Origin of the sequence: Paramylibacter ulvae, assembly GCF_014652655.1 — a bacterium.
Lineage (GTDB): Bacteria > Pseudomonadota > Alphaproteobacteria > Rhodobacterales > Rhodobacteraceae > Amylibacter > Amylibacter ulvae.
The window spans coordinates 15,667-32,688 of the sequence record NZ_BMZF01000001.1 but is presented as its reverse complement, the minus strand read 5'-3'; the positions used below and the strand labels follow the sequence as shown (position 1 = coordinate 32,688).

Genomic DNA, 17,022 nt, shown 5'->3' with positions numbered 1-17,022 from the left:
GTTCGCGTTGCCGCCCCCCGTTACAGATTACTTGACTTTGAATCGGAATGCCCACAACTTGATGGTGTGAGTTTACTATTCGCCGATCCGATGACTTCTACAAGTAGCATAGACCGAGATAGACTAAGCTACACATTCAAGCCTTGGCATAATGTCGGGGCATATTTTAGGAGACTACGGAAATGGCTAACGGCACCGTAAAATGGTTCAACCAAACCAAAGGTTATGGTTTCATTGCACCCGAAGATGGCGGCAATGATGTATTCGTACATATCACCGCTGTCCAGGCGGCCGGCCTGCAAGGTTTGAACGACGATCAGAAAGTCACTTATGACCTTGAAGAAGGTCGCAATGGCAAACAGAACGCGGTCAATATCGCATTGGTTTAATCATTTGTTAATTAATTATAAGCGGCGCCCCCTTCGGGCGCCGTTTTTTTGTGTGATTTCAAATATTTGGCCCGTGGGACAACTGTCGGACATCCGTCGGACACATGGGGGACATGTGGCGGACGGTATTATGCAGTGGCAAAGGGTTTGATTGTGGCAATTTTTTCGTGAAAAACCGCATCTTGGGCAACCATTTCCAGATCATATTGCATTTGCAGGTTCAACCAAAATTGCGCAGTTGTGCCAAAGGCGGCGGATAGCAGGCTGGCGGTTTGCGCGGTGATGTTCGCCTGCCCGTTTATCACGCGGGTGATGCGATTGGCGGGCACGCCCAAACGATTGGCCAGCGCATTGGCAGAGAGGCCAAGTTCATCCAGAAATTCCACACGCAGGATTTCACCGGGATGAATCGGTTTAATGATAGTCGCAGATTTCAACATCGTAAGCATCCTTGTCTTTCCAGCGAAAACATATTCGCCATTGCGCGTTGATCCGAATGGAATATCACCCTGCCCGATCACCAACAAGTTTTTCCAAACGATTGCTGGGCGGTGTTCGCAAATCCGAAATATTGACCGCCGCATGTAACATCATCAATTTGCGTTTTGCCGCAGGTGCAAATGCACGAAACTGGCGATGCGCAATATTGTTATAGTGCAATTCTTTGGTTTTGCGGCAAGCAAAGGTCTGAATCATTTTTACGCTTTACGTAATATGTAAAATTTGGAGTTCTGTCAAGATGTGCACGAATGATGCGCGCTGTGGTTTAAGGATTGGTTAATGGGTGGTTAAGTCCGAAGGGTTGCGGCAATCACCAAGGGCGGCGCAAGCCGCCCGCGCCCGAACCTCCCCCATGGGAGGGCGCAAACGCCCACCCGAGGTTCTGGCGCTGGTTTTACATCACAGCACGTTTCTTTTTGCCCCAAAATGTAATCATAGAGTTTCCACAGCCTGTCAAACTAACAGTTCACTGATGTCCTTTTGTTCCGCCCAAGTAATCTTAATTTTCCCATGTTCTCTAACGATGACTTCGAAAGATTGAAGGGCATTCATTGCCTTGAGCAGGTCTGACTTTAGTCCCGTAATTATTTGATTTAGTAATAAATTCATTTCCGCGAGCAAAGGAGCGATAGCTCTGAATTCTTCTTCATTAAAAGTGGATGTTCCAATTTCGCCGTCCATCTCTGCGGGTACGGTACTGCAAAAACGCTCGCGCAACTCCCCATACTTAATAAACGCTCCAATAGTTGAATTGTGCAAGTCATCAATCTCGGAAATTTCGCCAAACTGGTCATGAGCTCCTAATCTTAGCAAGGTAGCTTTTTCAAAGCTTGTGAACTCAATTCTCTCTGGGTGGCTAGCTAATCCCCGCACAAATGCAGCTGGGTTGGGGGCTGAATAATCTCCCCCAACGAGAGCGTATGCATCTTCTACATACTTACCTAAAGTGTAAAAATTATTAGCAATCTTTTGTAGCTTAGCAAAAATTTCCAATACAGTGGCAGCATCCGCGTCCTTTCTAGCCTCAATTCTTGCGTTCCTCGCCTCTTCAATGGACATAAAGACACCGATAAGCCCTATCAGCGCGACGATTACAGCAGTTATGATTCCCGCAACCCAAGTTTTGTCGTTGGCTAATTTCCCTAAAGAACCATCAAAAAATAATGACCCTACTATTGCTAAAACAAGCCCAATAAAAATTCCTTGAGCAAAAATTCCATCAAAATAATTCTTCACCCTACCCCAACATCCCCTCAAACTCGCGCCACTCACCTTTGCTCATGCCGCTGTTCTCTTGCGTGACTTCTTCACCAGCCAAGCGGCGGCGGATGCAATCGAGACCTTTTTCGGAAATATTCGCGCCACCCATGCGGTAATCCTCAAAAGCGCTATAGGCCGCTGGCACCCAATCTTTCACAATCTCGCACATTTTTTCGGCATAGACTCGGATTTCGTATTGGGCGTGGCTATCGGCGCGCAGGCGTAGGAAATGGAACAGGTTGTGCAAATCAACCTTCCAATACCATTGGGTATAGACATTGGCGGGCAGGTTCATGCGGGCAAGTTCGCGTGCCAAACCTTGTTTATCATCATCGCCTTCGGCCATCATTTCTTCGTAATGATCATATGCTTTGTCGCTATCATCGCGCAGGTATTTTAGCACGGCTTCGGCCTCTGCCCCTGTCAACGCTTCGCCGCGCCCCTGATTATTGATCACGGATTGTGCGGCCAGATGTTCGGGTTTTGGGATGTAAAATTCGCGATCCAAAATGGAATAACGCGCGGAATATTCATTCACGTTTGCGGTGCGGTGGCGGATCCATTGGCGGGCGACAAATACGGGGAGTTTGACGTGGAATTTCACCTCGCACATTTCAAACGGTGTGGAATGCCAGTGGCGCATCAGATAGCGGATCAAACCCTCGTCATTGGAAACGGCCTTGGTGCCCTTGCCGTATGACACGCGCGCGGCCTGTGTGATCGCGCTATCGTTGCCCATGTAATCAATGACGCGGATCAGCCCGTGATCCAGAACCTCGTGCGCCTTATAAAGATGTTCTTCCATGCCCTCGCTTATGGCGCGGCGCGTGGTGCCCGTTTGGGCGCGTTGCTCTTCGATTTCTGCAGCTTGTTCGGCGGTTAATGGCATTGCTATCCCCAATTTCGCGATGTTTTATAGTCTTTTTTATGATTCAATCATCACTATATCTTGAAGATTGCAAATCGTGAACCACTATATTGTCCAAATTGGTGGTGTTTTTTGAATTTTCTGCGGGTGTTAGAGGAATTTGTATCAATGGGCTGTGATCACCCCTTTAAATCCACACTAATTGGGCGTATATTCATAATGTTCCTTCGGGGACTATGGTAATAAACGCGCATGTAATAAGCGGATCGGACCCGGGGGCGGTACCCGGCGACTCCACCAAACATATCGTTCATTTGACGGTTGGCATGGGGTCGAAATAGGATCGACGGACGTCTAAAGATGTTTGCTTTTGCCCGGTGCGGTGTCGCTGTTATCGACCCACTTAAGCTAGTTGCAAATGACAACAAAGCACCGATGGCTGTAGCTGCGTAAGCAGTTCCAAATATTGGAAAACTTAGCCTTGGGCCTGCTGGCCTAAGCGGGGTTCGGAGGTACCTGGCAACAGAAACCTCCACTTAACTCCCAGCGATTGCAGCATTCCGATATTTTGCCTGTCGGCAAAAATCGTGGGCAACAGAAACCTCCACTTTCATACATAGTCCGTGTGCGTTGCGATATTTTGCAAATCCATGGCATCCATTTTCATTTTCGCACTTCCCTCCGTTTCTGACTTTGCTATGCTATGCACAAACTAGGGACTGAATTTATGAACGACACGATCAATTACGGACATTTGATGCATAATGCCATGCGCGGTTTGCTGGCGGAATTGTTGCGCGATATTTCGGCAAATGGATTGCCAGGCGAGCACCATTTTTTCATCACCTTTGATACAACGCATGAAGATGTCAAGATCGCGAATTGGCTGCGCGAGCGTTACCCCGAAGATATGACCGTGGTTGTGCAACATTGGTTCGAAGATTTGAACGTGTTTGACGATTACTTCACCATCACGCTAAATTTTGGCGATAGCCCCGAACCATTAGTTATTCCATTTGATGCGATCAAAACATTCGTGGATCCATCGGTTGAATTTGGTTTGCGGTTTGAACATGCGGATATTGAACCGCTGATCGATGACGATGAACTGGAAAGCCCAATGATTGAAATCGATACCGAGCTGGATCAATTGGATGAAAAACCACGCGGCGATGCCGAGGTGGTTTCATTGGATAGTTTCCGAAAATAGCCCCCTGCCGTGTTGATTTTTTTTAATGGCATTGACATGCACTCATTATATCAATAATTCATGATATATGGATACAACTAAAGCAACCACAGCCTTTGCCGCATTAAGCCAGCCCACACGGTTGGATGTTTTTCGCCTGTTGGTGCAGGCGGGGAAAACTGGATTGCTCGCCGGTGAGATTGGCGAAAAACTGAATGTGCGCCAAAACACCATGTCGGCCAATCTGTTGGTGATGCTCAATGCTGGGCTCATTCGCAAAACCCGCGAGGGGCGCGGCATCCGCTATTTCGCGGATATGCCCGCGATGGCCGATTTGATCGGGTTCATGTTGAAAGATTGCTGTGGTGGCAATGTTGATGAATGCAAACCCTTTTTGGAACAAGTCGCGTGCAAATGTTAGCGCCGCGACGAATAGAAAGAGCAATACATTGGATACCCTCCCCAACATCGAAAATGACTGTTTAAACCCAACGAGCCAAGACGCACTGTTCCCAACCGATCGCGCCACACATGCGCCGCGCATCCTGTTGTTATACGGATCACTGCGCGAACGATCATTCAGCCGCCTGATGACGGAAGAAGCCGCACGCGTTTTGCGCAAATTGGGCGCAGAGACCCGCATATTTAACCCAACCGACCTGCCCCAACCCGATAGCGTGGACGCCGATCACCCCAAAATTGCCGAGCTGCGCGATTTGGTCACTTGGTCAGAGGGCATGGTGTGGTGTTCGCCTGAACGTCACGGCGCCATGACTGGGATTATGAAATCGCAAATCGACTGGATCCCGCTATCCTTGGGCGGTGTGCGCCCCACACAGGGCAAAACGCTGGCCCTGATGCAAGTCAACGGTGGATCACAGAGCTTTAACACTGTGAACCAGTTGCGCATTCTTGGCCGCTGGATGCGCCTGTTAACCATTCCCAACCAATCATCGGTGGCCAAGGCATTTTTAGAATTTGATGAAGATGGGCGGATGAAACCCAGCCCTTATTACAATCGTATGGTTGATGTGATGGAGGAATTGGTAAAATTCACCACACTGACGCGCGATATCAAGGAACATCTGGTGGATCGTTATTCCGAACGCGTGGAAACCGCTGCTGAACTTTCGGCGCGCGTGAATCAAAAGGCGATCTAAATCATTGGGTCAAGACAATCTGCGCAATTGGCAATTGGCATTTTCCATATTATAGATCGCTTGATTTTTAATTATGGAGAAAATCCCCATGTCCGCCATTCGCACCGAAACAGATAGTTTTGGCCCCCTTGATGTTCCAGCACATAAATATTGGGGCGCGCAAACACAGCGTAGCCTGATGAATTTCCCCATCGGTTGGGAAAAACAACCCGTTGCCATCGTGCGCGCACTTGGCGTGATCAAACAGGCCTGTGCCGAGGCAAACCGTGATCTGGGCAAAATCCCCGCCGATTTGGCCGATGTGATGATTGCCGCCGCGAACGAGGTGGTTACAGGAAAACTGGATGATCATTTCCCATTGGTTGTGTGGCAAACGGGTTCTGGCACACAATCCAACATGAATGCGAACGAGGTGATTTCAAACCGCGCGATTGAAATGTTGGGCGGTGAAATGGGTTCAAAAACCCCCGTGCACCCCAATGATCACTGTAACATGGGGCAATCATCAAACGATACGTTCCCCACGGCCATGCATATCGGTATCGCCATGACCGCGCATGACGTGTTGATCCCAGGTTTGGAAAAATTGCACGCAGCATTGGATGCCAAAGCAAAATCATTCAAAGACATCATCAAAATTGGCCGCACGCATACGCAAGATGCAACACCCCTCACCCTTGGTCAGGAATTTGGCGGTTATGCGTTTCAGGTGGAACAGGGTATCAAACGCGTCAAACACGCGCTGGAAAATATCTATCCATTGGCACAGGGTGGCACCGCCGTTGGCACGGGTTTGAACACGCCCATTGGTTGGGGTGAAAAGGTTGCGGCGAACATGGCGGCAATCACGGGTTTGCCATTTGTGACCGCGCCCAATAAATTCGAAGCCCTGGCCGCGCATGACGCATTGGTTGAAATGTCAGGCGCATTGAAAACCGTCGCAGGTTCATTGTTCAAAATCGCCAATGACATTCGCTTGCTGGGATCTGGCCCGCGTTGTGGTCTGGGCGAATTGATGTTGCCCGAAAACGAACCTGGTTCATCCATTATGCCTGGCAAAGTAAACCCAACACAATGCGAAGCATTAACCCAAGTTTGTGCGCATGTGATGGGCAACGACGCCGCTGTTGGTTTCGCAGGCAGCCAAGGCCATTTTGAATTAAACGTCTATAAACCAATGATGGCCTATAACGTTTTGCAATCCATGCAATTGCTGGGCGATGCATCCGTTGCATTCACCGACAATTGCGTTGATGGCATCGAGGCAGACGAAGACCGTATCAGCACATTGATGTGGGAATCATTGATGCTGGTCACCGCACTTGCGCCCGAAATTGGTTATGACAATGCAACCAAAGTGGCCAAAACGGCCCATAAAAATCGCACAACTTTAAAGGAAGAAGCGATTAATTTGGGTTTTGTTGACGCCGAAACATTTGATCGTGTGGTTCAGCCAAAAGATATGATTGGCCCTAAGTAACCAAAAATAAACACTATTTTTTACGCCGATGCGGGTTTCCCCCGTGTCGGCGCATTCATTTTAACCATTTGGCACAATATCGCCCTAATTCAGCCCTGAAAATTCACATTTCCCAGTTCATTTAGGGGGTGAGCGAAAAACTTAATTGGGAACTTAGTATTATGCCTTTGGATTATATTTCACATTCTAACGACGAAAACCGCAGCAACGTTATCATGCTTCCGCTGAAACTTGGTGGTGCAAATGCACCACGTGTGGATGTATCAATGTTGAAAATGATTGGTTCAACCTTCGAAGGCACACCGCGCGAAATGGATTACACAAATAACGTTTTTGCAGGCGAATAATTGCCGCTGTGCGGTCTGATCTGGGGGGATCGGACCGCACAACGCAATGTTACTAGACAAACCATATTCAATCCGCCAATCAAACATCATGGCCGATGACGCAAGACCACAAAAACATTCTTTGACACTCAAGGGGCACCGTACAAGCGTGTCGCTGGAAGAACCGTTTTGGCGGGCGTTCAAACACATCGCCCAGCAACGCGGATTGCCAATCAATGTTTTGGCCGCAGAAATCGACGCAGATCGCGGTGTTTCAACAGGATTAGCCTCTGCAATACGGTTATATGTTCTGGCGCATTACCAAGATCAAATCACCCCCCGTTGAACATATTGTTACCTAAATAAGAACGCAAAAATCTTAAATTTGGTTCCTATCTAACTAAGTATAACAAAACAAAAACAAGGGTATCGAGCAATGACACGTTTTTTGAAATTCGCTGACTTTAAATCTGCAACACCAGTCGGTTCTAATCAGGCAAGCGCCAAAAACAACGTTGATGCTGTTAAGAAACGCAAATGGCTGACCCCTGCCGAAGAGGACGCATTATTCGCGGAAATCTATGGCAAAATGAATTATCGTTTGGTCAGCCGTACATAAATTCCATCCTTGGCACGCACCGTCAGATGCGCAACGGGTGTAGGAATCTGTCCAGCAACCACTTCAAATTTATATGCTCGTATTAAGGTGGTGAGCAAAACAACACCTTCGACCATTGCGAAACCTGCCCCCGTGCACACGCGTGTACCCGCCGAAAACGGCATATAGGCTTCACGTGCGCATTTGCGGGTTTCATCCGTTTTCCAACGATCAGGATCAAAAACATCTGGGCGATCCCACAGGCGTTCGTGGCGTTGGATGTGCCATGGCGACAGGATGATTTGTGACCCCACCTTTATCTTACGTTCGCGAAAAATTTCAGGGCGCGTGGTTTCGCGCACCATCATCGGCACGGGCGGATACAAGCGCAGCGTTTCACGAAACACATCGCGGGTGAATGGCAGTTTCGAAAGGTTGCCAAAAGTGAATTCATCAAGTGTTGATATTTCATCAAACACCCGCGCCTGCGCATCTTGATCCAGCGCCAACAGATATAATGCCCAAGCCAGCGCAGAGGCCGATGTTTCATGCCCCGCAAGGAAAAAAATCGCCACCTGATCCACCATTTCATTGGATGTAAACAAATCACCGGTTTCAGGGTCGCGTGTCGTCATGATTTTTGTCGCCAAATCATCGGGTGCAGCGCCATTTGCAATCATCGCCGCGCGATCCATCGTCAAACGGGTGAGCATCGTGCGTACATCGTGCGCGGCGCGTTTGGTGGCGCGTCGCTGCATTTTTGGCACCCAGCTTGGGCGTTTCAAGAATGCCGCGATATTTAACAAGGGCTGTGTGCGTTGATAGGCACGGAATTTTTCAAATGTTTCACTGGCGATTTCATCGCTGATCGGGATGGAAAACAGGGTACGAAAAATCACATCGGCGGCCAATTGCGATGTTTGCTCTTCTATTTCAACGGGCGTTCCATCCGCCAAGGGGCCTAAACGCCCCACACTTTCATTCGCCGCCGCCAACATGGATGGGAACACATCGCGCAGACGCCCGCCCTCGAACGCGGGATCAATGATACGGCGTTGTTTTTTCCATAAGTCACCATTGGTGACAAAGACACTTTTGCCCAATAACGAAAACAAACCCGCCGTGACGATTTCCGATTTTGGAAAATCATCGGAGCGTTTTTTTAACACGGTTCCAACCAAATTGGGATCGTTGATGAAATAGGATTTGAATAACAACATGCGAAATTCTGCCATCCATGCACGGTATAATTTCGCAGGTTGTGATGCAAAAATATCCTGTCGAAACAAACGGATATGGGTAAAAACTGAAACGCGTTCCTTGCGCGCGCTGGGTTTTGGTGGGGTGATATCATCACTCATACGCTTGGTTCCATGGACCGATATTTCGCATATGGTTTTTCAATCCGCGACGGGCTTGGGTTGCGCCCATGATACCGATCCCGCAGGGTTAATGGCCCCGCCGTGATCTGGAAATAATCGTAATCTTTTGGCTGATCAAATGCGCAAAGATATTGAAAATGCATTCGGAAAAATTGATAGCGCAGCTTTTTGAATGTTTCGGGTTTTAGAGATTGCGAAAATGATGCCGAAATCACCAAGGGCCAACGTGCATCTGCGGGAGCAACACCCGACACTTTGACAGGATCACACAGCGCATGACAGGCGCCATCACCAGGGGCGGTCACATCCACCCATGTGATGTCATCCCGGTTTGAAAGGAAGTTCAAATCACGGCGCAATCGCCACGCATTGGGCAGAAAGCTAACCATTGGCGTGACCTGTCCCAATGACAAAAACGCCAGCTTGGGCGCATTATCGGGCATTCCTTTGCGCAACACATCCGCAAGGATCGTAACGGACAAATGCGCACCGCAAGAATGGCCAACGATCAAAACCTCGTCCACATCTTCGGTCATCGCGGCGTGGATCGTATTTGAAAATTCCGCCATGCGTGCGGACATATCGGGCGAATATTCCCCCGCCTTGTAGGATGCAAATGCATAATCGGTCAGCAAATAATTGACATAGGTTTTATTGTCATATCGCTTGATCCAATGTAAAAAACCCCACGCCAATGCAATACCAACCAACGCGCCAATCCAACCCAACATGGCCGCGCCACCCCACACGATCAAGGCCGCAATGATTATCTGTAATATCAATGCGATGGATGGATAAAGTGCTGCAATCATTGGCATATTTGGCATGCGGAACAATTGCCATACAGCACCTGAGCCAATGTAAATCCAATGGGTTTTTAACAGGGTAATGAAACTAGCGAACACGCTGGTTTTCATCTGGTTTTCAACGATATCCGACCAAAGCAGGAAATCAATTTGGGTTTCGGTTTCATGTCCATCAATTTGCGCATTCACCGACCAGCCGTAATTGTCACGCCCACCTGTGCGCCCCTTAATTGCCAATTCATAGCCTGAGATTTCGGCCTGTGCTGCGCCTTCACTGCGATAGCGTTCGCGGTATCGACGCGGCAACATCGGATCATAGCCCGGCACGTAAAACACCTTGCGCTTTTTCACGAATGAATTTTGATCTGCCATGCTCGCCTTACATATCTTTCGCCATCATATAAGCAGAGAATTTCCAGAAAGTAACCCTGTGCAATCACTGGACAATTTTACATTAACGCCCTAGATCACAGCCATGGATTATGATGCTGAACTTGATGCGACGGGCCTGTTGTGCCCCCTGCCCGTATTGCGTGCGCGCAAACGGTTGATGGCATTGGATTCAGGACAAGTGTTGCGCATGTTGGCCGATGACCCTGCTGCCATCATTGATGTGCCCCATTTTTGCACTGAACAAGGCCATCAATTGGTCGCATCCGACACCGATAGCGATCCGCAGGTCTATTTTCTGCGCAAAAGTTAACTTTGCGTCACTTTCGTACTTTCCACGCTTTGAAAATTCGCATAACTTTGCAAAAAATGCATAGCAGAACTGTGCAGCCAACATAGCTTCTCAGGGAGGTTCCCACATGGATTGGGACAAGTTACGCATTTTTCATGCAGTGGCCGATATTGGCAGTTTGACCCATGCGGGTGACAAATTGCACCTGTCGCAATCCGCTGTCAGCCGCCAAATTCGATCGCTCGAAGAAAGCCTTAACGTGATCCTGTTCCACCGACATGCGCGTGGGCTTATCCTAACGGAACAAGGCGAATTGTTATTTACCGCAACCCAAGACATGTCCAAAAAGCTGGAAACAGCAGAGGCACGCATTCGCGATAGCGAAGATGAGGTGTTTGGTGAATTGCGCGTGACCACGACGACGGGTTTTGGCACGCTTTGGCTCGCGCCGCGTATGGGACGATTATACGAATTATACCCAGAGCTGAAAATCGATCTGATCCTTGAAGAGCGCGTTTTGGATTTACCCATGCGCGAGGCCGATGTTGCCATTCGTATGAAAGAGCCATCACAGGCCGATCTGGTGCGCCGACGCATCATGACGGTGAATATGCAGCTTTATGCCAGCCAACCCTATTTGGATAAACACGGCACCCCCGAAACGGTGGAGGATTTGCAAAGCCACCGCATTATCAGCCAAAGTTTGACCGCACGCCAAGTGAACGAAAGCGTGTCATGGTTGAAAACCGTTTTGGCCGATGAACAGCATATCAAACATATGACCGTGAATAATTATTTCGGCGTGATGCAGGCCACAATGCATGATGTTGGAATCGGAGTCATGCCCGATTATGTCTCATCCTTGGTGCCCGAATTGGTGCGCGTTTTGCCCAATGACGAGAGCAAAGAAATCCCCGTATTTTTGGCCTATCCAGAGGAACTTCGCCATTCAAAACGCGTCAATGCATTCCGTGATTTCGTCGTAGAAGAGATAAAAGCGTACCGCCGCGCCGTTGATCAACGCGAAAATGTGATGTAATTGCGTAACAATTAACCCGCATTATCAATGCGTTGCACAAATAATGACCAAGTTATGAATGAACTGCATAACGGTTATGCAGTTTCGGAAGTTGTTATTAACCCTTCTAACTTATAGTTTCATTCATGAAGACGACAGTAGAGCTTCGTGCTCCTGTTATCTTCACCTCCCTGTTGGACTTAGGCCGAGCTTTTGCTCGGCCTCTTTTTTTGTCCAATCGAAAATTAACTTCAACACTCTGTGATACATTCACCTTGGTGTTGTGACTTGCATACCTTCAAAGTAAGCAATGCTAACAAACTCGAACCCCAGAGGGAAATACATGCCACAAACATCAAAAACCAACCGCCGTCTTGTCTTGGCCGAACGGCCCAACGGTGAGCCAAACGAAAACACATTGCGCATGGAAACTGCCGATATTCCAACACCACAGAATGGTGAAATGTTGCTGCGCACGCAATTCTTGTCGCTCGACCCTTACATGCGTGGGCGCATGAGCGCGGCGAAATCTTATGCTGATCCGGTAGAAATTGGCGATGTGATGGTTGGTGGTACGGTGGCAGAGGTGATCGCGTCCAACAATCCAAAATTCAGCAAAGGCGAATATGTCGTATCGTTCAGCGGCTGGCAGGATTATGCGATATCGGATGGTACGATGGTCAATTCATTGGGCACAACACCCCAAAACCCGTCATGGGCGCTGGGTGTGTTGGGCATGCCGGGATTCACCGCCTGGGCGGGTTTGACCCAAATTGGGATGCCAAAGGCGGGTGAAACCGTGGTGGTCGGCGGCGCAACGGGCCCTGTTGGTGCAACCGTTGGGCAGATTGCCAAAATCCTTGGCTGTCGTGTGGTTGGCATTGCGGGGGGCGCAGAAAAATGTGCTTATGCCGTTGATGAACTGGGTTTTGATGCCTGTGTAGATTACAAAACCGATACGTTGAACGGTGATCTAGCCGCGGCCACCCCCGATGGGATCGACATTTATTTCGAAAACGTCGGTGGCAAAGTGTTTGATGCGGTGATGCCGTTGTTAAACACGGGTGCGCGTATTCCGTTGTGTGGTTTGATTTCGCAATATAACGCCACATCCCTACCCGATGGCCCTGATCGGATGGGAATGTTGATGGGGCAATTGTTGACGCGTCGCATTACAATGCGCGGTTTTATTATCTTTGACGATTTTGGTCATCTGTACCCAGAATTTGCCGCACAAATGATTGGTTGGATCAAAGAAGGAAAAATCAAATACCGAGAAGAAATCATCGACGGGTTGGAAAACGCCCCAGAGGCATTTATCGGATTGCTCAACGGTGAAGCCTTCGGCAAACGCGTTATTCGCGTTGGTAACGTCGCCTAAACCCACCCAAATGCGATAAAAATTCGCGTTTTTTGACATACGCGCCAATTTGCCCGTCTTTTCTGGCTTTTCCCCAAGGCTTGGAACCCATAAAAGGCGGGCAGAGAATCCTATACTGAGGGCGCCCCATGTCGAACGAACCAGAAATCAACCAAGAACTGATCGCATCACACGGGATTTCGCCCGACGAATACGAACGTTTGCTGGAAATCATTGGCCGCGTGCCAACATATACCGAGCTTGGTATTTTTTCTGCGATGTGGAACGAACATTGTTCATATAAATCATCAAAAAAATGGCTACGCACCCTGCCCACAGAAGGCCCACAGGTTATCTGTGGCCCTGGTGAAAACGCAGGCATCGTGGATATAGGCGATGGTCAGTGCATCGTTTTCAAAATGGAAAGCCATAACCACCCATCATATATCGAGCCCTACCAAGGTGCGGCCACGGGTGTTGGCGGCATTCTGCGCGATGTTTTCACCATGGGTGCGCGCCCGATTGCAGCGATGAATAGCCTGTCATTTGGTGAATTTTCACACCGTAAAACAAAATCATTGATCAATGGCGTGGTCGAAGGCGTTGGCGGTTACGGCAATTGTTTCGGTGTCCCCACCGTGGGTGGCGAGGTGCGTTTTCATTCCGCTTATAACAACAACTGTTTGGTTAACGCGTTTGCCGCAGGTCTGGCCGATACGGACAAGATTTTTTATTCTGCGGCCTCTGGCGTTGGTATGCCCGTTGTTTATCTGGGTGCAAAAACGGGTCGTGATGGCGTTGGCGGCGCAACCATGGCATCCGCAGAATTTGACGACACGATCGAAGAAAAACGCCCCACTGTTCAGGTGGGTGACCCATTCACAGAAAAACGCCTAATGGAGGCAACCCTTGAATTAATGGCAACGGGTGCGGTGATTTCAATTCAGGACATGGGTGCGGCTGGTCTAACTTGTTCCGCCGTTGAAATGGGTGACAAGGGGAACCTTGGCGTCAAGCTAAACCTCGAAGATGTGCCGCAACGCGAAGAGAATATGACAGCCTATGAAATGATGCTGTCAGAATCCCAAGAACGCATGTTGATGGTTCTGAAACCCGAATTAGAAGCAGAGGCACGCGCCGTGTTTGAAAAATGGGATCTGGATTTTGCCATCGTTGGTGAAACCATCCCAGAGGATCGTTTCTTAATTGTTCATAATGGCGAAGTGAAGGCCGATTTACCGCTCAAGGCATTGTCAGGCACCGCCCCTGAATATGACCGCCCATGGGTGGAAACACCCGCAGCGGCACCATTAACAGATGTACCAAGCGTTGATGCCGCCGATGCGTTGCACCAATTGCTGGGCAGTGCCAATTATTCGTCCCGTCGCTGGGTCTATGAGCAATACGATTCAATGGTAGGTGCGGATACAATCGCGCGCCCCGGTTCCGACGCGGGCGTTGTACGCGTGCATGGCACGGACAAGGCGGTTGCATTCACATCTGATGTGACCCCACGATATTGCAAGGCCAACCCGTTCGAGGGTGGCAAGCAAGCCGTGGCAGAAGCATATCGCAACCTGTGCGCCACAGGTGCGCGTGGGCTGGCCACCACCGACAACATGAACTTTGGTAATCCAGAAAAGCCCGAAATCATGGGGCAATTCGTGGGCTGTATCAAAGGTATCGCCGAGGCTGTTTCTGCACTTGATATGCCCATCGTTTCTGGCAACGTATCATTGTATAACGAAACCGATGGTGCGGGTATCTTGCCAACCCCCACAATCGGTGCGGTTGGGTTGTTAAACCATATCGATGAAATGATCAGCAATGTACCAAATGATGGCGATACGCTGGTATTAATCGGCAAAACAGATGGTCATCTTGGGCAATCTGCCCTTCTGAAAGAGCTTTTTGACCGCGAAGATGGCGATGCCCCTCATGTTGATCTGGCGGCGGAACGCAATGCGGGTGAATTTGTGCGCGCTGCTCATGGCCAAAACCTAATCACATCGGCACATGATTTGTCTGATGGTGGTTTGGCGCTGGCCGCGGCAGAAATGGCGATGGCGGCGGGCGTTGGCGTGAAACTTAACGCAGGTGACACTGGCTGGTTCTTTGGCGAAGATCAGGCGCGGTATTTGTTGGGTACAAAAAATGCAGATGGTTTGATCGCAGCGGCAAAATCAGCGGGCGTTCCCGCGGCCGTTATTGGCACATTTGGCGGCAAAGACATCGCATTGGGTGATGCGAAACTATCTCTGTCCGATGCAAAGGCCGCATTTGAAAATGGTCTGCCATCACGCGTGATGTAATTTGACAATCGGGGTTATCCCCCACTAGGGTTTTCCAAAGATTGGGAAACCCAAATGACCCAAACCAAGCAAACAAATCGCATCCTTATTGTCGGCGCTGGCCCTGCGGGATTAACGCTCGCATTATTATTGGCACGTGCGGGCATCATTGCGGATGTGATCGAACAACGCCATGCGCCAAATAACCTGAGCCGTGCGGTGGGTGTGTTTCCCAAAACACTAAAATTATTGCCCAATGATTTGCGAAAAACGATCTGTACCGCGTCGCATCAAATGAACGGTGCGACATTACATATGAACCGCAAACCTTTGATCAGAATAAATTTTCCCGAAGGTGACATGCACAAGGTTTATGGCCTACCCCAAGATGAAACCGAAACATTGCTCCGCCAGGATTTCGAAACGCATGGTGGCACGGTTCGGTTTTCGCACCATCTGTCCGAATTATCCCAAACTTCGGGCGCGGTTCATGCAACCATCAATGATCGGTTGGAAATCTATCACCACGTGATCGGCGCAGATGGGGTCAATTCGGTGGTACGCGAACAGGTTGGGCAAGAACACCATGGTTTCACCCTGCCCGACCCGTGGTCGATTGCGGATTTTTATGCCGACAATTTGCCCGACGATTTGTCGGTCTGGCTATTGCGCGGCGGGCATTTCGCCGGTGCTGTGCCCATTGGCAACAAACGCTATCGCGCATTTTCAAGCCATACGGATGCGCTGGCAGCGATCCCAAGTGATGTTGGATTGCGCAAAACCAACCGCGTCGCGACCTTTCACGCAGGGGTGCGCGCAGTTGACAAATTTCAAATCGGGCGGGTGTTTTTAATCGGGGATGCAGCGCATATTCACACCCCCCTTGGGGCGCGGGGTATGAATTTGGCAATGCAGGACGCGGCGGCGTTGGCACAGTGTTTTATCAACAATGATTTCACACAGTTTAGCACAGATCGCGTGGCCCAAGCACAGTTTTACGCGACAATCACCGAACGCATGCGTTACGTTCTGACTCTGAAAAACCCCATCGCAGTGTGGATGCGCAATATCATCATGCGTGGGATATTTTGCATCCCACCGCTGCGACGACGGGTTGAAGCGCTGTTCACCAGCTTGTAAAGTTGATGCAAAGACAAACACAAAGGACATTCCAATGGCAATGCATGCATCACAAATAGAAGCCTTGTTGCGCGAAACGTTTCCCACCGCCGATATTATCGTATCGGGCGATGACGGCGTTCACATGACCGCCGAAGTGGCTGCAACCGAATTTGCGGGCAAAAATCGCGTGCAACAACAACGCATGGTTTACGCAGCACTTAAGGGCAAAATGGACGGACCAGCGGGTGAATTACACGCGCTTGCCTTAACCACTCGGGTCAAAGAATGAACAGCCTTCTGTTTTGGGTTGGTATTGGTGCGATCATCCTGATCTTCGCTGTCGGGATCGAGGCTTACCTGCGCCGCAACCGCCCAAAACGGAATCTGTCCGAATATTTTGGTGCGACCGAAAACGAAGCGACCGAAACCAAACCAGAATTGGGCACCGAAGAGATTGATATGGATCAGTTCAGAGCAGATATGCAGATGAACCGCACAATTGAGGATCGCAACAGATACGCCCAAAAAGGTGCGGCAAAGATCAAACCCCAATCGAAATAGCGCCACAAAACACCCCGCCCTATCAATTC

Annotated in this window: 21 protein-coding genes and 1 other RNA gene; 16 read left to right on the top strand and 6 right to left on the bottom strand. The window is 49.4% G+C overall.

The window, feature by feature from the left end:
* The first annotated feature begins 182 nt into the window (after nucleotides 1–182).
* The gene (locus tag IE094_RS00180; RefSeq protein WP_099593709.1) at nucleotides 183–389 is read left to right on the top strand and encodes a cold-shock protein; all 207 of its coding nucleotides are present in this window, start codon (nucleotides 183–185) and stop codon (nucleotides 387–389) included.
* A 128-nt stretch (nucleotides 390–517) separates the two neighbouring features.
* Here the strand turns inward: IE094_RS00180 and IE094_RS00175 are convergent, their stop codons facing one another.
* The 4 genes from IE094_RS00175 to thyX all read right to left on the bottom strand — a co-directional run bounded on the left by IE094_RS00175 (nucleotide 518) and on the right by thyX (nucleotide 3,039).
* Nucleotides 518–829 (bottom strand): HigA family addiction module antitoxin, encoded by a 312-nt coding sequence (locus tag IE094_RS00175; protein WP_189638565.1) that lies wholly within the window; start codon nucleotides 827–829, stop codon nucleotides 518–520.
* Nucleotides 830–893: 64 nt separating this feature from the next.
* Nucleotides 894–1,085: a type II toxin-antitoxin system RelE/ParE family toxin gene (locus IE094_RS00170; protein ID WP_229801939.1), complete on the bottom strand. Its 192-nt coding sequence runs from the start codon at nucleotides 1,083–1,085 to the stop codon at nucleotides 894–896.
* Nucleotides 1,086–1,343: 258 nt separating this feature from the next.
* Nucleotides 1,344–2,126 carry a hypothetical protein gene (locus tag IE094_RS00165; protein WP_189638564.1) on the bottom strand — a complete coding sequence of 261 codons (783 nt, stop codon included), beginning with the start codon at nucleotides 2,124–2,126 and terminating at the stop codon, nucleotides 1,344–1,346.
* A 1-nt stretch (nucleotide 2,127) separates the two neighbouring features.
* Nucleotides 2,128–3,039, bottom strand: coding sequence for an FAD-dependent thymidylate synthase (gene thyX, locus IE094_RS00160; protein WP_189638563.1), 912 nt, complete (start codon nucleotides 3,037–3,039; stop codon nucleotides 2,128–2,130).
* Between the two features lie 161 nt (nucleotides 3,040–3,200).
* On the opposite strand from thyX, the gene ssrA reads away from it, so the two are divergent.
* The 8 genes from ssrA to IE094_RS00125 all read left to right on the top strand — a co-directional run bounded on the left by ssrA (nucleotide 3,201) and on the right by IE094_RS00125 (nucleotide 7,792).
* Nucleotides 3,201–3,555, top strand: a transfer-messenger RNA (tmRNA) gene (ssrA, locus tag IE094_RS00155).
* A 190-nt stretch (nucleotides 3,556–3,745) separates the two neighbouring features.
* The gene (locus IE094_RS00150; protein ID WP_189638562.1) at nucleotides 3,746–4,228 is read left to right on the top strand and encodes an SspB family protein; all 483 of its coding nucleotides are present in this window, start codon (nucleotides 3,746–3,748) and stop codon (nucleotides 4,226–4,228) included.
* A gap of 67 nt (nucleotides 4,229–4,295) precedes the next feature.
* Entirely contained in the window at nucleotides 4,296–4,628 is a 333-nt protein-coding gene (locus IE094_RS00145) for an ArsR/SmtB family transcription factor (RefSeq protein WP_189638561.1), read from the top strand.
* A 28-nt stretch (nucleotides 4,629–4,656) separates the two neighbouring features.
* A complete protein-coding gene (gene arsH / locus IE094_RS00140; protein ID WP_229801938.1) occupies nucleotides 4,657–5,367 on the top strand; it encodes an arsenical resistance protein ArsH in 711 nt (236 codons plus the stop codon).
* 88 nt (nucleotides 5,368–5,455) lie between these two features.
* A complete protein-coding gene (gene fumC, locus IE094_RS00135) occupies nucleotides 5,456–6,847 on the top strand; it encodes a class II fumarate hydratase (protein WP_189638559.1) in 1,392 nt (463 codons plus the stop codon).
* A gap of 215 nt (nucleotides 6,848–7,062) precedes the next feature.
* Nucleotides 7,063–7,194: a hypothetical protein gene (locus tag IE094_RS15570; protein WP_268247192.1), complete on the top strand. Its 132-nt coding sequence runs from the start codon at nucleotides 7,063–7,065 to the stop codon at nucleotides 7,192–7,194.
* A gap of 46 nt (nucleotides 7,195–7,240) precedes the next feature.
* Nucleotides 7,241–7,519 carry a ribbon-helix-helix domain-containing protein gene (locus IE094_RS00130; RefSeq protein ID WP_229801937.1) on the top strand — a complete coding sequence of 93 codons (279 nt, stop codon included), beginning with the start codon at nucleotides 7,241–7,243 and terminating at the stop codon, nucleotides 7,517–7,519.
* 90 nt (nucleotides 7,520–7,609) lie between these two features.
* Nucleotides 7,610–7,792 (top strand): hypothetical protein, encoded by a 183-nt coding sequence (locus IE094_RS00125; protein ID WP_189638558.1) that lies wholly within the window; start codon nucleotides 7,610–7,612, stop codon nucleotides 7,790–7,792.
* Here IE094_RS00125 and IE094_RS00120 read toward each other — a convergent pair.
* Nucleotides 7,768–9,132, bottom strand: a complete 1,365-nt coding sequence (locus IE094_RS00120) for a cytochrome P450 (RefSeq protein WP_189638557.1) — start codon at nucleotides 9,130–9,132, stop codon at nucleotides 7,768–7,770. The two genes, IE094_RS00125 and IE094_RS00120, sit on opposite strands and share 25 nt — an antisense overlap.
* The gene (locus IE094_RS00115) at nucleotides 9,129–10,331 is read right to left on the bottom strand and encodes a hypothetical protein (RefSeq protein ID WP_189638556.1); all 1,203 of its coding nucleotides are present in this window, start codon (nucleotides 10,329–10,331) and stop codon (nucleotides 9,129–9,131) included. Before IE094_RS00115 ends, IE094_RS00120 begins: the two co-directional genes overlap by 4 nt.
* Nucleotides 10,332–10,434: 103 nt before the next feature.
* Here IE094_RS00115 and IE094_RS00110 point away from each other — a divergent pair, with 103 nt between their 5' ends.
* From IE094_RS00110 to IE094_RS00080, 7 genes are all read left to right on the top strand, one after another.
* Nucleotides 10,435–10,662: a sulfurtransferase TusA family protein gene (locus IE094_RS00110; protein ID WP_189638555.1), complete on the top strand. Its 228-nt coding sequence runs from the start codon at nucleotides 10,435–10,437 to the stop codon at nucleotides 10,660–10,662.
* 106 nt (nucleotides 10,663–10,768) lie between these two features.
* Nucleotides 10,769–11,680: a LysR family transcriptional regulator gene (locus IE094_RS00105; protein WP_189638554.1), complete on the top strand. Its 912-nt coding sequence runs from the start codon at nucleotides 10,769–10,771 to the stop codon at nucleotides 11,678–11,680.
* Between the two features lie 322 nt (nucleotides 11,681–12,002).
* On the top strand, nucleotides 12,003–13,040 hold the full coding sequence (gene curA, locus IE094_RS00100) for an NADPH-dependent curcumin/dihydrocurcumin reductase (protein WP_189638553.1): 1,038 nt from the start codon (nucleotides 12,003–12,005) through the stop codon (nucleotides 13,038–13,040).
* A gap of 128 nt (nucleotides 13,041–13,168) precedes the next feature.
* Entirely contained in the window at nucleotides 13,169–15,331 is a 2,163-nt protein-coding gene (gene purL, locus IE094_RS00095) for a phosphoribosylformylglycinamidine synthase subunit PurL (RefSeq protein ID WP_189638552.1), read from the top strand.
* Nucleotides 15,332–15,385: 54 nt separating this feature from the next.
* Entirely contained in the window at nucleotides 15,386–16,450 is a 1,065-nt protein-coding gene (locus IE094_RS00090) for an FAD-dependent oxidoreductase (protein ID WP_189638551.1), read from the top strand.
* A 34-nt stretch (nucleotides 16,451–16,484) separates the two neighbouring features.
* Complete coding sequence (locus IE094_RS00085; RefSeq protein WP_189638550.1) at nucleotides 16,485–16,721, top strand: BolA/IbaG family iron-sulfur metabolism protein; 237 nt, start codon at nucleotides 16,485–16,487, stop codon at nucleotides 16,719–16,721.
* Nucleotides 16,718–16,993 (top strand): hypothetical protein, encoded by a 276-nt coding sequence (locus tag IE094_RS00080; RefSeq protein WP_189638549.1) that lies wholly within the window; start codon nucleotides 16,718–16,720, stop codon nucleotides 16,991–16,993. The genes IE094_RS00085 and IE094_RS00080 overlap by 4 nt, the downstream gene beginning before the upstream one ends.
* Nucleotides 16,994–17,022: the final 29 nt, after the last annotated feature.

Excerpts from the sequence above, each read along its gene's own strand:
- thyX (WP_189638563.1), bottom strand. The coding sequence starts at position 3,039 with ATGCCATTAACCGCCGAACAAGCTGCAGAAATCGAAGAGCAACGCGCC.
- IE094_RS00090 (WP_189638551.1), top strand. The coding sequence starts at position 15,386 with ATGACCCAAACCAAGCAAACAAATCGCATCCTTATTGTCGGCGCTGGC.
- IE094_RS00170 (WP_229801939.1), bottom strand. The coding sequence starts at position 1,085 with ATGATTCAGACCTTTGCTTGCCGCAAAACCAAAGAATTGCACTATAAC.
- fumC (WP_189638559.1), top strand. The coding sequence starts at position 5,456 with ATGTCCGCCATTCGCACCGAAACAGATAGTTTTGGCCCCCTTGATGTT.
- IE094_RS00110 (WP_189638555.1), top strand. The coding sequence starts at position 10,435 with ATGGATTATGATGCTGAACTTGATGCGACGGGCCTGTTGTGCCCCCTG.
- IE094_RS00175 (WP_189638565.1), bottom strand. The coding sequence starts at position 829 with ATGTTGAAATCTGCGACTATCATTAAACCGATTCATCCCGGTGAAATC.
- IE094_RS00105 (WP_189638554.1), top strand. The coding sequence starts at position 10,769 with ATGGATTGGGACAAGTTACGCATTTTTCATGCAGTGGCCGATATTGGC.
- purL (WP_189638552.1), top strand. The coding sequence starts at position 13,169 with ATGTCGAACGAACCAGAAATCAACCAAGAACTGATCGCATCACACGGG.
- curA (WP_189638553.1), top strand. The coding sequence starts at position 12,003 with ATGCCACAAACATCAAAAACCAACCGCCGTCTTGTCTTGGCCGAACGG.
- IE094_RS00085 (WP_189638550.1), top strand. The coding sequence starts at position 16,485 with ATGGCAATGCATGCATCACAAATAGAAGCCTTGTTGCGCGAAACGTTT.
- IE094_RS15570 (WP_268247192.1), top strand. The coding sequence starts at position 7,063 with ATGCTTCCGCTGAAACTTGGTGGTGCAAATGCACCACGTGTGGATGTA.
- IE094_RS00145 (WP_189638561.1), top strand. The coding sequence starts at position 4,296 with ATGGATACAACTAAAGCAACCACAGCCTTTGCCGCATTAAGCCAGCCC.
- IE094_RS00080 (WP_189638549.1), top strand. The coding sequence starts at position 16,718 with ATGAACAGCCTTCTGTTTTGGGTTGGTATTGGTGCGATCATCCTGATC.
- IE094_RS00130 (WP_229801937.1), top strand. The coding sequence starts at position 7,241 with ATGTTACTAGACAAACCATATTCAATCCGCCAATCAAACATCATGGCC.
- IE094_RS00120 (WP_189638557.1), bottom strand. The coding sequence starts at position 9,132 with ATGAGTGATGATATCACCCCACCAAAACCCAGCGCGCGCAAGGAACGC.
- IE094_RS00150 (WP_189638562.1), top strand. The coding sequence starts at position 3,746 with ATGAACGACACGATCAATTACGGACATTTGATGCATAATGCCATGCGC.
- IE094_RS00115 (WP_189638556.1), bottom strand. The coding sequence starts at position 10,331 with ATGGCAGATCAAAATTCATTCGTGAAAAAGCGCAAGGTGTTTTACGTG.
- IE094_RS00180 (WP_099593709.1), top strand. The coding sequence starts at position 183 with ATGGCTAACGGCACCGTAAAATGGTTCAACCAAACCAAAGGTTATGGT.
- IE094_RS00125 (WP_189638558.1), top strand. The coding sequence starts at position 7,610 with ATGACACGTTTTTTGAAATTCGCTGACTTTAAATCTGCAACACCAGTC.